This window comes from Streptomyces sp. RLB3-17 (genome assembly GCF_007113425.2).
Classification (GTDB): domain Bacteria; phylum Actinomycetota; class Actinomycetes; order Streptomycetales; family Streptomycetaceae; genus Streptomyces; species Streptomyces mirabilis_D.
In genome coordinates, this window is sequence record NZ_CP041610.2 from 10264903 (window position 1) to 10277671 (window position 12769).

Consider the following 12769-nt stretch of genomic DNA (forward strand, 5'->3'; position numbering starts at 1 on the left):
GGGCGAAGAGGTGCGGGAACAGGGCGGGGAGGGGTCACGTGGACTTCAGGGGCGGGCGCACACCCCAGGAGCGGGCGCTGCGCCATGTGGCGGCTGTCTCCCGGGGCCCGGCGGTGGACCCGACGCTGCGCATCACCCTGAACTTCCACCCCGACCGGCTGGTGGGCGGGCTTCCGATCCTGGAGGTACTGGCCCGGGACGGCGCGTATGTCTCGCAGTTCGTCACGGGCACGAGCAACGGCGGGCTCACGGCACACCCGGGCGGCGACCGCTGGCGCTGGGAGAGCCGGATCTTCGGCGCGGCGTACGACGCCGAACCCGCGCACGAACGACCCGTGTACGGCGGACTGAACTTCCGGCGCCAACTCGCCGGCGCGGCGCCCCGCTTCGGCTCCTCGCACTTCCGGCTGACCGGTGCGGCCCTGCGGCGGGCCACCTTCTGCTATCCCGACAGCGCGGCCGAGCCGTCCGCGTTCGGGGTCGCCGCCGGGATGTCCCTGATCGAGCTGGCCGAGGCGGACGAGCAGGACGCGCTCAACGACTACATCGAGGCGCAGGTGCACGGCCCCGTCGACCTGGCGAGGGACATGGAGGCCCTGGTCCTGGACGCGAGCTACCGCGGCACGGCCGTCGAGGCGGTGGCCCGGCGGCTCCCGTGCCCCGTGGAGTGGCACCCCGGCTACCGGCTCCCGGTCGAGGAACTGCGGCGCCACCCGGACTTCCGTGGCCCGGAGTTCGTCGCGCTCGGCGCCCGGATCGCCGAGGACGGCCTGCTCGACCCCCGGATCATCGGGGACGCCGCCCGCACCGGCCGCCATGAACTCCAGGACCTGAAAATGGTGTGGCACTGCCTCGCGCGCTTCGGCGCCCCTCAGGGAGCGGGCACGGCCGCGGGCGGCCACACTCCGGGAGTCAGTACGCCCAGCGCGTAGGCGCGCGCGACCAGTTCCGTACGGTTGGCCGCGCCCCAGCGCTCGGATAGACGCCGCAGGTGGTAGTTGACGCCGTCCACGGTCAGGCCCGTCTCCCGGGCGGCCCGCGCGGTGGTCGCGCCCCCGGCGAGCAGCGCCAGAATGCGGACCTCGGCCGTGCCGGCCGCCGGCTCGGGCGGCTGCTCCACGCCCGGGCACTCGCCGAGCACGCGGACCATGACCAGCAGCGCGGTGCTCGCCTCGACGGAGTCACTGACCGGGTCAGCGGTCAGCTCGCCCTCGCGCGGCACCCCGTCGGCCGCCTCCCAGCGCACCGAGACCGGATAGCGCGAGCGTCGGCGCAGCCGCAAGGCCTGGGCGATCCGCTCGATCTGCCAGGGCTCCTGCGGCCGGAACAGGTCCAGGACCCCGCGCCCCCGCAGCCCGCTCGACGTGGCGCCCCACTCCGCCGCCATCGCCGGATTGGCCAGGATGATCGCCCCGTACACATCACAGACCGCGACCGGCATGGGGATGCGGTCGAACAACGTCATGGCCCGGTTGCGCCACACCACCGCGTCCACCGCGTCCATCGCCACCTCCCGGCCTCCTGCCATCCCGCTGCCGCCGTGGCAAGCGCGACCCGGCCCCGGGGACTACAGAATCATGTAGTGAGGCGGTGCGGGCACGACGGGTCCGACAATCAAGCTGGGAGGGCAGGACTTCCGTACCGCGAAAGGCAGTTGTCGCGCCATGTCCCCCACCGCGCCGCACCCGCAACCCACACACCCCCTCCACGACATACCGGTCGTCGACATCTCCGACACCGGACCCGGCCGAACCCCGCTCCAGCAGGTGATGGAGCTGATGCGCGCGCACGGCCCCGCGCTCGTACGACGGCTGCACGGCCGGGACACCCTCTTCGTCGGCGATCTCGACCTGGTCACCGACCTGGCCGACGAGACCCGGTTCGCCAAGGCCGTCGGACCCGCCCTGGAGAACGTCCGCGCGTTCGCCGCCGACGGACTGTTCACCGCCTACAACGACGAGCCGAACTGGGCCAAGGCCCACGACATCCTCATGCCCGCCTTCGCGCTGGGCTCCATGCGCACCTACCACCCCGTGATGCTGCGCGTCGCACGCCGGCTGATCGACTCCTGGGACCGCTGTGCCCGCGCCGGACAGCCCGTGAACGTCCCCGACGACATGACCCGCATGACCCTCGACACCATCGGGCTCGCCGGATTCGGCTACGACTTCGGCTCCTTCGAACGCGACGAGCCCCACCCCTTCGTCGAGTCCATGGTCCGCTGCCTGGAGTGGAGCATGACCAGGCTCAGCCGCACGCCGGGCAGTGACCACTCGGCGGCGGACGCGGCCTTCCGCGCGGACGCCGACCACCTCGCACAGGTCGTGGACGAGGTGATCGCCGCCCGCGTGGACTCCGGACCGAACGCGGCCGACGCCGGGGACCTCCTCGGACTGATGCTCACCGCCGAGCACCCCGCCGACGGCACCACGCTCGACACCGCCAACATCCGCAACCAGGTGATCACGTTCCTGATCGCGGGCCACGAGACCACCTCCGGCGCGATGTCGTTCGCGCTCTACTACCTGGCCAAGCACCCCGCCGTGCTCCAGCTCGTGCAACGCGAGGCCGACGCGCTGTGGGGCGACGCCGCCGACCCCGAGCCGACGTTCGACGAGATCGGGCGCCTCACCTACACCCGGCAGGTGCTCAACGAGGCGCTGCGGCTGTGGCCGACCGCCGCCGCGTTCAGCCGGCACGCCCGGGAGGACACCCTGCTCGGCGGCCGGATCCCGCTGCGCGCCGGACAGGCGGTCACCGTGCTCGGCCCGATGCTGCACCGGCAGCCGGTGTGGGGCGACAACCCCGAGCTGTTCGACCCCGCGCGCTTCACGGCGGAGGCGGAGGCCGCGCGCTCCCCGCACGCGTTCAAGCCCTTCGGCACCGGTGAACGCGCCTGCATCGGACGGCAGTTCGCCCTGCATGAGGCCACCATGCTGCTCGCCATGCTCGTCCACCGCTACCGGCTGCACGACCACGCCGACTACGCGCTGACGGTCAAGGAGACGCTCACCCTCAAGCCCGAGGGGTTCACCCTCACGCTCACCCCGCGCACGGCCGCCGACCGCGTCCAGGCGCCGCTGCCCGGCGCCGCCGCCCAGCACCCGGCGTAGGCTTCGGCCGACGCGTCCACCCTGCCCACCCGGGTGCGTCCCGGCACCCGCGCCCTCTTCCTGCACGGCAGCAACTACGGCACCTGCCGCGAGTTCGCCGCCTCGCTCGCCGACGAGGCCGCCGGGATCGGCTGCGACACGGAGGTGGCGCCGCTGGACGCGTACACCGACGGGCTGCCCACCGACCGCCCCGTCGTCATCGCCGCCGCCTCCTACAACGGGCAGCCCACCGACGACGCCACCGCCTTCGCGGCCTGGCTCGACACCGCCCCGCGGACCGCCGGCGTGACGTACGGCGTCCTGGGCGTCGGTGACCGCAACTGGGCCGCCACCTACCAGCACGTTCCGGCCCGCATCGACGAGCGCCTCGCGGAAGGGGGCGGCACCCGGCTCCTGGAGCGCGCCGCGGCCGACGCTTCGGGCGACCTGGCCGGCACCGTCCGCACTTTCACGGCCCGGCTGCGCACCGCGCTGCTGGAGCGGTACGGCGACCCGGACGCCACCGATGCGGTGGAGCCCACGGCGGCGTACGAGGTCCGGGCGCTGACCGGCGGCCCCCTGGACGCACTCGCCGAGCGGCACGGACTGCTCCCCATGACCGTCACCGAGGCGTACGACCTCACCGCGCCGACGCATCCGCGCACGAAGCGCTTCGTCCGTCTGGCCCTGCCCGACGGCACGACCTACCGCACCGGTGACCACCTCACGGTGCTTCCCGTCAACGACCCGAACCTCGTCGAGCGGACCGCCACCGCGCTCGGCCTCGACCTGGACACGGTCCTGGACATCCGCGCCACCCGCCCGCGCCGCGACGGCATCGCGGTCGACCGTCCCCTGACGGCACATCAACTCCTCACACATCACGTCGAGTTGCGGCAGCGACCCACACCCGAACAGCTCACCGCCCTCGCCGCGGCCAACCCGTGCCCGCCGGAACGAACGGCCCTCGCGGCGCTCGTGGACGACCCACGCACCCTGGTCGAGGTGTTCGAGGCCCACCCCGCCCTGCGCGGCGCGCTGGACTGGCCGGCCCTGCTCGACCTCCTCACCCCGCTGCGGCCCCGCCACTACTCGGTGTCGTCCTCACCCGCGACCGACCCCGGCCACGCCGACCTGATGGTCTCCCTGCTGGAAGCCCCGGCCCGCTCCGGCCTGGGCACGTACACCGGAGTCGGCTCCGGCCATCTGCACGCGGTCAAGCCCGGCGACACCGTCCTCGCCCGCGTCCAGCCCTGCCGGGAAGCCTTCCGCGTCGACGACTCGGCGCCGGTCGTGATGGTCGCGGCCGGCACCGGACTCGCCCCGTTCCGCGGCGCCATCGCCGACCGCCGCGCCCGGCTGACCTCGGGAGCCGAACTACCGCCCGCCCTCTGCTACTTCGGCTGCGACGCCCCGGACGCGGACTACCTCCACGCGGAGGAACTCCACGCCGCCGAGGCCGCCGGGGCGGTCTCCCTGCGCCCGGCCTTCAGCGCGGCGCCCGTCGACGGTGTGACCTTCGTGCAGCACCGGATCGCCGCCGAGGCGGACGAGATCTGGGAGCTGCTGCGGGCCGGAGCCCGGGTGTACGTGTGCGGCGACGGCTCGCGCATGGCACCCGGCGTCCGCGAGGCCTTCCGTACGCTGTACCGGGACCGTACGCCGGACGCGGACGAGGCGACCGCCGAGAGGTGGCTGAACGAGCTGATCGCGAACGGGCGTTACGTGGAGGACGTGTACGCGGCCGGGTGATCGAAGGGGCGGGTGGGGCGCATGACGGAGGATTCCTGGGAGCGGGCGCGACGGATCCTCGCGGCGGCCGGACTGCCGCCGGACCGCCTCGCCCGCTGCCGCCCGCTCGACGGCGGCACCTACAACACCGTCGAGGAACTCCTCCTCACCGACGGCACCCGCCATGTGCTGAAGGTCCCGCCCCCGCGGACCGCCCCGGGCATGCGCCATGAGCACGAACTCCTGGTGTCCGAGGCGGAGTTCTACCGTTCGGCGGCCACCGTCGACGTGCCGGCGCCGCGCGTCGTGGCCACCGGGGACCGTCACCTCCTCATGACGGCCTGCCCGGGCCAGTCGTGGAACGGCACACTCACTCCTGTCGAACAGGCCTCCCTGCGTGCGGAGTTGGGCGGCCTGGTGGCCCGGCTCCACCAGGTCACCGGACCCGGGTTCGGCTACCCGTCCGGGGCCCTCGGCCCGCTCGCCCCTGACTGGCGCACCGCCTTCACCACCATGTACGACGCCGTCCTCGACGACGCCCGCCGCTATCGGGCCTGGCTGCCCCGGCCCGTGGACGAGGTGGCCCGCACCGCGAGGGCGGCGTACGACGCCCTGGAGGAGGTCACCACCCCCCGCCTGGTCCACTTCGACCTGTGGCCGGGCAACATCCTCGTGGACCGGCCGGAAGGAACACCCCGGATCGGCGGCCTGATCGACGGCGAGCGCATGTTCTGGGGCGACCCCCTGGCGGACTTCGTCTCCCTCGCCCTCCTCGGCGACATCGAGGACGATACGGCCTTCCTGACCGGCTACCGGAAGGCGGGAGGCCGCGCGGACTTCGACACCGCGGCCCGCCGACGCCTCGCCCTCTACCGCAGCTACCTCTACCTGATCATGCTCATCGAGACCGTGCCCCGCGCCGTGGGTGACGACGATGTCGCCTGGACCCGGAAGGTGGTGGCTCCGCAGCTCGTGGCGGCCCTGGACGACATCGGCCGGCATGGAGCCCGCACGTCGAAGGGGTGACCTCGTCCCTCGCCTTCGGCTGGACGCGAGCTCCGTTCGAGGGAACACGCGCGTCCAGCGCGAAGGCCGGGACGTACGTCAGGCCGCGTTGCGCCTGCGCTCCCCGTGGGCCCGGATGATGTCCGCGTACCGGTGCCCGCTCCCCTTCACCGTGCGCCGCTGCGTCTCGTAGTCGACGTGCACGAGGCCGAAGCGCTTGTCGTAGCCGTAGGCCCACTCGAAGTTGTCGAGCAGCGACCAGGCGAAGTATCCGGCGAGGGGGACGCCCTTGCCGGCCGCCGCGGCACAGGCGGCGAGGTGCTGCTCCAGGTATCGCGTGCGCTCGGGGTCGTCGACGGTGCCGTCGGGGCGCACGACGTCGGGATAGGCCGAGCCGTTCTCGGTGACGTACAGCTTGCGGGCGCCGTAGTCGTCGGTGAGGCGCAGCAGCAGGCGCTCGATGCCGGAGGCGTCGACCTCCCAGTCCATGCCGGTGCGGGGAACGCCCAGGCGGCGCACCGTGCGCACGCGCGGCGCGGGTCCTGAGGGGTCGTCGGCGACGGTGGACGGGAAGTAGTAGTTGAGGCCCAGCCAGTCCAGGGGCTGCGCGATGGTCTCCAAGTCGCCCGGCAGCTCCGGGAGTTCGACTCCGTAGACCTCACGCATGTCCGCGGGGAACCCGCGGCCGTGTACCGGGTCCAGCCACCAGCGGTTGGTGTGTCCGTCCAGTCGGCGGGCCGCCTCGACGTCTTCGGGGCGGTCGGTGGCGGCCTCGACGCTGGAGAGGTTGTTGACGATGCCCACCTGGGCGCCCGGTGCAGCAGCGCGGATGGCCTGCACGGCCAGGCCGTGGCCCAGGAGCAGGTGGTACGAGGCGGGCACCGCGACCGCCAGATCCGCGAGGCCGGGAGCCATCCGGCCCTCCAGATGGCCGATCCAGGCCGAGCACAGCGGCTCGTTCAGCGTCGTCCAGTGCTGGACACGGTCGCCCAGACGCTCCGCGACGACCGCCGCGTACGAGGCGAAGTGGTGTGCGGTGTCGCGTGCGGGCCACCCGCCGCGGTCCTGGAGCACCTGCGGCAGGTCCCAGTGGTAGAGGGTGACGGAGGGGGTGATGCCCGCTTCCAGCAGGGCGTCGATCAACTGGTCGTAGAAGTCGAGCCCCTTCGCGTTGACCGGGCCGTCGCCGCCCGGCACCACGCGGGGCCAGGCTATGGACAACCGGTAGGCGTTGGTGCCCAGTTGGCGCATGAGCGTGATGTCCTCGCGCCAGCGGTGGTAGTGGTCGCAGGCGATGTCACCGTGGTCGCCGTTGTCGATCTTGCCCGGGGTGTGCGAGAACGTGTCCCAGATGGACGGCGAGCGGCCGTCCTCGGCGACGGCTCCCTCGATCTGGTAGGCCGACGTGGCCGTGCCCCACAGGAAGTCCTCGGGGAGTGCGGCAAGGTCGATGGTCACGGAAGTCCCTTCAGGGGATGAGGAGTCGGTCACTTGACGGCTCCGGCCGTCAGGCCGGCGACGAGGTAGCGCTGGAGCAGCAGGAACCCGGCGACCACCGGGACGCTCACCACGAGCGAGGCGGCCATGATCTGGTTCCAGTACACGTTGTTGAGCGTGGAGTAGCCCTGGAGCCCGACGGCGAGCGTGCGCGTGGTGTCGTTGGTCATCACCGACGCGAACAGCACCTCGCCCCAGGCGGTCATGAAGGCGTAGACGGCGACGGCGACGATGCCGGGGATCGCTGCGGGCACGACCACCCGCAGCAGCGCGCCGAGCGGCCCGCAGCCGTCCACCAGGGCCGCCTCGTCCAGATCGCGCGGCACCGAGTCGAAGTACCCGATCAGCATCCAGATCGAGAACGGCAGGGAGAAAGTGAGATACGTGAGGATCAGGCCGCCGCGCGAGCCGAACAGCGCGATGCCCGTGGCGTTGCCGATGTTGACGTAGAGGAGGAAGAGCGGGAGGAGGAAGAGGATGCCGGGGAACATCTGCGTCGACAGCACGGTCACCGTGAAGACGCGCTTGCCGCGGAAGCTGTAGCGGCTCACCGCGTACGCCGCGAAGACCGCGATCACCACCGAGCAGACCGTCGCCACGCCCGCCACGATCAGCGAGTTCAGGAAGTACCTCGCCAGCGGGACTGTCGACCAGATGTCGATGTACGGGCGGATCGTCAGCCCGCTCGGCAGCCAGCGGAACTTCCCCGAGACGTCCGCGAGCGGCTTCAGCGAGCTGGAGACCATGACGTAGACCGGCACCAGGACGAAGCCGGTGAGCAGGGTGAGGAAGATCCTGCGGGACCAGAGGAAGGACCGCGGGGGAGCCATCGGCGAGCGGGGCGCCTTCGAGGCGCGGGACGCCGTCTGCGCGGTGCTAGACATCGGCCGTCTTCCTTCCTCGGGAGGTCAGCAGCAGGTAGACGCCCGTCACGACGAGCAGGAAGAGCAGCAGCAGGACCGACATGGCGGATCCGGTGCCGAAGTTCCAGGTGACGAACGAGGCCTGGTAGATGTGCACCGAGATGAGGTCCGCGGCCTCCGGAGCGGTCCTGCCGAACAGGACGAACGGCGTGTTGAAGTCGTTGAACGTCCACAGGAACAGGACCAGCACCAGCACCTGGTTGACCGGGCGCAGTGACGGCAGGGTGATGCGGCGCAGCTGCTGCCACAGACCGGCGCCGTCGAGGGCGGCGGCCTCGTACAGCTCCCCGGGGATGTTCTGGAGGCCGGCCATGACGATGAGGAACGCGAACGGCCAGCCCTTCCACACCGAGACGGTGAGCAGGGCGTAGAAACTGTTGTCGCCGATGAGCCAGAAGGACGGCTTGTGGGTGAGGTGCAGCTGGTCGTGCAGGACGTGGTTCACCAGGCCGTTGTCGTGCTGGAACATGAACACCCAGGTGATGACCGCCGCGTACACGGGCAGCGCGTACGGGACGAGGAAGAGCGCCCGCAGCAGACCGCGGCCGCGGAAGGTGTCCTGCATGTAGATCGCTGCCGCCGTGCCGATCAGCCAGCACAGGCCCACCGACAGCAGGGTGAAACCGACGGTGACGAGGAACGAGTGCAGCAGCGCCTTGCCGACGGGCGCGCTGAAGTCCACCGACACCTTGTAGTTGTCGAATCCGGACCAGGGCGCGGTGCCCCAGTCGCGGATGTAGAACTGGGTGAGCTCCTTGAAGCTCATGAAGATGCCGATCACCATCGGCACCAGGTGGACCAGGAGTTCGAGGATCAGGGCGGGCAGGAGCAGCAGATAGGGCAGTGCGATGCGCCGGATCCGCCCGGGGCGGCGCGGTCCGCGCGCCGCCCCGGGGGAGTCCTTGGGCACCGCCCGTTCGCCGGAGTCGGCGGAGGCGGCGGTCGTGGTGGTCATGAGGGAGTCCGCGCTCACTTCGCCGGCATCTGCTGCTGAGCCTTCTCGAGCTCCGCCTTCACCGACTCGGTGGTCACCGCGCGTCCGGCGGCCGCGGCCGCGAACAGTGTCTTGACGGCCGTACCGACCGTCGTCTCGAACTGGGACTCGTCGGCGACCTGCGGAAGCGCGGCGGCGCTCTTGGCCAAGGTGTCCTTGAGGACCGCGTTCGCCGGGGTGTTGAAGGTGGCGTCCGTCTGGGCCGTCTTCACCGGCGGGATCGAGCTGTACGCCGTGTTGAGGATCTTCTGCTCGGCGTCGCTCGTCATGAACTTCACGAACTTGGTGGCGCCGTCGAGGTTGTGGCTGTTCTTGAAGACGGCCAGGTTGATGCCCGCGACCATCGAGTTGACGTTGGTACCGGTTCCCGGGGTGCCGGACTGCACGGGGACCGGGGCGATGCCGTACGCGTCGTCACTCATGCCCTGCGACTTGAGGTTGGCCGACGCCGACTGCCACAGCAGCATCGCGTTCTTGCCCTTGGCGAAGTCGCTCACGGACTGGTTCTGCGCGTACTCGGCGTTGCCGGGCGCGATGATCTTGTCCTTCGCCATCAGGTCGATGTACTGCTTGACCGCCGCGACCGTGCCGTCCGAGGTGAAGTCCGGCTTGCCGTCCGCGGTGAAGAAGTCGGCGCCGTGCTGCTTGGCGAAGACGAAGGTGTGGTGGATGTTCTCCGAGGGGTTCGAACCCTCGGCCCCCAGGCCCCACTTGCCGCCCTTGGACAGCTTCTTGCCGTCGGCGATCAGCTCGTCCCAGGTGGTCGGCGGCGTCGCTATGCCCGCGTCGGCGAACATCTTCTTGTTGTAGTAGAGCGCGTACGCCATCGAGTACAGCGGGACCGCGGCCGGGTCCTTGCCCTGCGCGCCCGTCGAGCCGAGCGCCGAGTCGACGAAGCGGTCCTTGCCGCCGATCTTGGCGAAGTTGCTCGCGTCCCACGGCAGCAGCGCGCCGGTGGCCTGCAACGAGGCGCTCCAGGTGTTGCCGATGTTCAGGACGTCGGGGCCCTGACCCGACGTGGTCGCGGTGAGAATCCGGTTCAGCAGGTCCGACCAGGGGACGACCTCCACCTTCACCTTGATCCCGGACTGCTTCTCGAACTTGTCGAGTTCCGGCTGGAGGACCTTCTTGTCGACCTCGATGCTGGCGCCCTGGTTGGAGGCCCAGTAGGTGAGCGTCTTCGGTGAGTCGTTGGACCCACCGCCCGTCGACGAGCCGCCACCACAGGCGGTCACGGCGGTCAGCAGGGAGACGGTGACCGCACCGGCGGCCGCGGCTCGGATTCTGCGCATGGCTGCGTATGTCCCTTTCCCGGGGGAAGAGCCACGAGGGGCGCCCGCGTTCACTTCTCGAACGACCCTCATGTCTTAATTTAGGACGTGAGTTAAGACCCGGAAGAAAGTCGCGTCAAGGGATCGCGCAGGGGTATCTTGCAGGTCGGGCAGGCCGGAAGGGATTCTCATGGCGGTGCGGAACGGACGAACAGTGCGTGACCTGCGACGCGGCAATCGCACCGCCGTGCTGCAACGGTTGTATTTCGACGGCCCCCTGAGCCGCTTCGAGCTGGGCCCGGCCACCGGCCTGAGTTCCGGTTCCATCAGCAACGTGGTCGCGGAACTCGTCGCGGACGGTCTGGTCGAGGAGGCCGGAAGCGTCGACTCCGACGGCGGCCGGCCGCGTACGTTGCTGCGGGTCGTACCCGGCAGCGGCCACATGATCGGCGTCGACGTCGGCGAAACCCGCGTCCGCGTCGAGCTCTTCGACCTGACCCTCACCGAACTCGCCCGCACGGAGAGGCCGTTGGAGCAGCAGGGGTACGCGGGTGACTGGGCGTCGGAGGGCGAGGGGGCGGCCCAGGTGGAGGGGCCGTCGCTGGGCGGAGGACCGTCCTCGAAGCGTCGGGAGTACGACGTCGATGTCATCGTCGGCCACATCCGGGACGGCGTCGCCGAGGTGCTGGACGAGGCGGGCATCGCTCCCGAGCGGCTGCTCGGCGTCGGGATCGGCGTCCCGGGAATCGTCGCCCGTACGCCCGAGGAGGGCGCGGTGGTGCACGGTCAGACGATCGGCTGGGACGCCGTCCCGCTGGAGTCCCTGCTCCGCTCGGCCTGCCAACTCCCCGACACCGTGCCGTACTTCGCGGACAACGGCGCCCGGACCCTGGGCCAGGCCGAGATGTGGTTCGGCGCCGGACGCGGCGCGCGCAACGCGGTCGTCGTCCTCTTCGGCTCGGGCGTCGGCGCCTGTCTGGTCACCGAGGACGTGGAGCACGGCCGCTCGGTGGAGTGGGGCCACCTGACGGTACGGGTCAGGGGGCGCCGCTGCCGGTGCGGCGCCCTGGGCTGCCTGGAGGCGTACGCGGGCGCGGAGGCCCTCCTCGACCGCTGGCGCGAGGAGGGCGGACGCCCGCCCGAGGGCACCGACGAGGAGACCGCGCTCACCGCGATGCTCACCGCGGCCTACCCGGCCGAGGAGGGCGTCGAGCCCGACCCCGTCGCGCTCGCCGTCCTGGAGGAGACCGCCGAGTACCTGGGCGCGGGCCTGTCCGACCTGATCAACCTCTTCCAGCCCGAGCGGATCCTGATCGGCGGCTGGGCGGGCCTCCAGCTCGGCACCCGCTTTCTGCCCGCCGTCCGCCGGTACGCGGCCTCGTACGCCCTGCGCTACCCGGCCGAGCGCGTCTCCATCGACCTCGGCCGGCTCGGCCCGGACGCCGTCACCGTCGGCGCCGCGATCCTGCCGCTCGCCGACTTCTTCGCGCGGGGCGGCCGACGCGCCGAGCCGGTGAGCGAGGGCCCCTCCCCGGCCTGGCGCACCGCCCTGGAGGAGCGCGCCCCGCACTGACCCGGGGCCGTCGCTCCCCACCGCGTCACTTGGCGGGCTTGTAGAAGGCGTAGGTGGCCGAGTAACGGACGCTGATCTGGTCGGTACCGGTGCAGGCGGTGGTGGGCGCGACGCCGCCGTGGGTGTCGAGGCGCTGGACGTAGGAGACGCCGGCGAAGACCCCGGTGCCGCGCGTGGCGGTGGACTGCAGGAGAAGCTCGGGGATGGTGCCGGTCTTGGGGGAGTTGGCGATGGCGGCGGCGTTGACCGCGCTGCCGTCCACCGTGGACACCCAGACGGGGCCGCGGGAGTGGAGGGCGACGGGGCGGTGGGTGCGGTCGTTCTTGGCCCACAGGGTGGCGGCGGGTTCCAGCAGCTTCCAGGCGCCGTCGGCGCAGGTGTAGGTCTGGACGCCCGCGGCGGAGAAGACGCCGGTGAGCCGGTTGCCGTCGGGGACCTTCAGCGCGGCGGGAGCGTCGACGCCGGTGCGGGCGGGCTGCGAGGTCGCGGCCTGGCCGACCGTCGCGCTGAACAGCGTGCCGGCGGTCACGGCGGCGACAACTGTCGTGGTGAGGACGAGACGCTTGGCGAGCTTCATCGGATGTGTCTCCAGAACGTTTTCTGAACGAGGTCGAGTGGCACCGCGGTGACTGGGCGGGCTGTCGTCGGTGCGCACACGGCAACGCCCTGTTCCTCGGCGTTCT

9 protein-coding genes and 1 pseudogene are annotated in these 12769 nt (G+C 71.4%); 4 read left to right on the top strand and 6 right to left on the bottom strand.

Annotation, left to right across the window (positions count from 1 at the left end; genetic code table 11):
* The first annotated feature begins 38 nt into the window (after nt 1–38).
* The gene (locus FNV62_RS46115; protein WP_225900622.1) at nt 39–932 is read left to right on the top strand and encodes a DUF3626 domain-containing protein; all 894 of its coding nucleotides are present in this window, start codon (nt 39–41) and stop codon (nt 930–932) included.
* On the opposite strand, the gene FNV62_RS46120 is transcribed toward FNV62_RS46115, so the two are convergent.
* Nucleotides 872–1504, bottom strand: coding sequence for a PAS domain S-box protein (locus tag FNV62_RS46120; RefSeq protein WP_143652380.1), 633 nt, complete (start codon nt 1502–1504; stop codon nt 872–874). The two genes, FNV62_RS46115 and FNV62_RS46120, sit on opposite strands and share 61 nt — an antisense overlap.
* A 160-nt stretch (nt 1505–1664) precedes the next feature.
* Between FNV62_RS46120 and FNV62_RS46125 the strand changes: the two are divergent.
* Both FNV62_RS46125 and FNV62_RS46130 read left to right on the top strand, forming a co-directional pair.
* A pseudogene (locus FNV62_RS46125) lies at nt 1665–4844 on the top strand (cytochrome P450).
* 21 nt (nt 4845–4865) lie between these two features.
* Nucleotides 4866–5849: a phosphotransferase family protein gene (locus FNV62_RS46130; RefSeq protein WP_143629536.1), complete on the top strand. Its 984-nt coding sequence runs from the start codon at nt 4866–4868 to the stop codon at nt 5847–5849.
* A gap of 78 nt (nt 5850–5927) precedes the next feature.
* On the opposite strand, the gene FNV62_RS46135 is transcribed toward FNV62_RS46130, so the two are convergent.
* The 4 genes from FNV62_RS46135 to FNV62_RS46150 are packed head-to-tail and all read right to left on the bottom strand — an operon-like array spanning nt 5928 to nt 10534.
* On the bottom strand, nt 5928–7286 hold the full coding sequence (locus FNV62_RS46135) for a GH1 family beta-glucosidase (RefSeq protein ID WP_097287770.1): 1359 nt from the start codon (nt 7284–7286) through the stop codon (nt 5928–5930).
* A 29-nt stretch (nt 7287–7315) separates the two neighbouring features.
* On the bottom strand, nt 7316–8209 hold the full coding sequence (locus tag FNV62_RS46140) for a carbohydrate ABC transporter permease (RefSeq protein WP_143604123.1): 894 nt from the start codon (nt 8207–8209) through the stop codon (nt 7316–7318).
* Nucleotides 8202–9203: a carbohydrate ABC transporter permease gene (locus FNV62_RS46145; protein ID WP_143629538.1), complete on the bottom strand. Its 1002-nt coding sequence runs from the start codon at nt 9201–9203 to the stop codon at nt 8202–8204. The genes FNV62_RS46140 and FNV62_RS46145 overlap by 8 nt, the downstream gene beginning before the upstream one ends.
* A gap of 14 nt (nt 9204–9217) precedes the next feature.
* Nucleotides 9218–10534 (bottom strand): ABC transporter substrate-binding protein, encoded by a 1317-nt coding sequence (locus tag FNV62_RS46150; protein ID WP_097287772.1) that lies wholly within the window; start codon nt 10532–10534, stop codon nt 9218–9220.
* A 169-nt stretch (nt 10535–10703) separates the two neighbouring features.
* Here FNV62_RS46150 and FNV62_RS46155 point away from each other — a divergent pair, with 169 nt between their 5' ends.
* The gene (locus FNV62_RS46155; RefSeq protein ID WP_143604125.1) at nt 10704–12086 is read left to right on the top strand and encodes an ROK family transcriptional regulator; all 1383 of its coding nucleotides are present in this window, start codon (nt 10704–10706) and stop codon (nt 12084–12086) included.
* Between the two features lie 25 nt (nt 12087–12111).
* On the opposite strand, the gene FNV62_RS46160 is transcribed toward FNV62_RS46155, so the two are convergent.
* Nucleotides 12112–12663 carry a DUF3455 domain-containing protein gene (locus FNV62_RS46160; protein WP_143629540.1) on the bottom strand — a complete coding sequence of 184 codons (552 nt, stop codon included), beginning with the start codon at nt 12661–12663 and terminating at the stop codon, nt 12112–12114.
* Nucleotides 12664–12769: the final 106 nt, after the last annotated feature.

Excerpts from the sequence above, each read along its gene's own strand:
- FNV62_RS46120 (WP_143652380.1), bottom strand. The coding sequence starts at position 1,504 with ATGGACGCGGTGGACGCGGTGGTGTGGCGCAACCGGGCCATGACGTTG.
- FNV62_RS46130 (WP_143629536.1), top strand. The coding sequence starts at position 4,866 with ATGACGGAGGATTCCTGGGAGCGGGCGCGACGGATCCTCGCGGCGGCC.
- FNV62_RS46140 (WP_143604123.1), bottom strand. The coding sequence starts at position 8,209 with ATGTCTAGCACCGCGCAGACGGCGTCCCGCGCCTCGAAGGCGCCCCGC.
- FNV62_RS46145 (WP_143629538.1), bottom strand. The coding sequence starts at position 9,203 with ATGACCACCACGACCGCCGCCTCCGCCGACTCCGGCGAACGGGCGGTG.
- FNV62_RS46150 (WP_097287772.1), bottom strand. The coding sequence starts at position 10,534 with ATGCGCAGAATCCGAGCCGCGGCCGCCGGTGCGGTCACCGTCTCCCTG.
- FNV62_RS46155 (WP_143604125.1), top strand. The coding sequence starts at position 10,704 with ATGGCGGTGCGGAACGGACGAACAGTGCGTGACCTGCGACGCGGCAAT.
- FNV62_RS46160 (WP_143629540.1), bottom strand. The coding sequence starts at position 12,663 with ATGAAGCTCGCCAAGCGTCTCGTCCTCACCACGACAGTTGTCGCCGCC.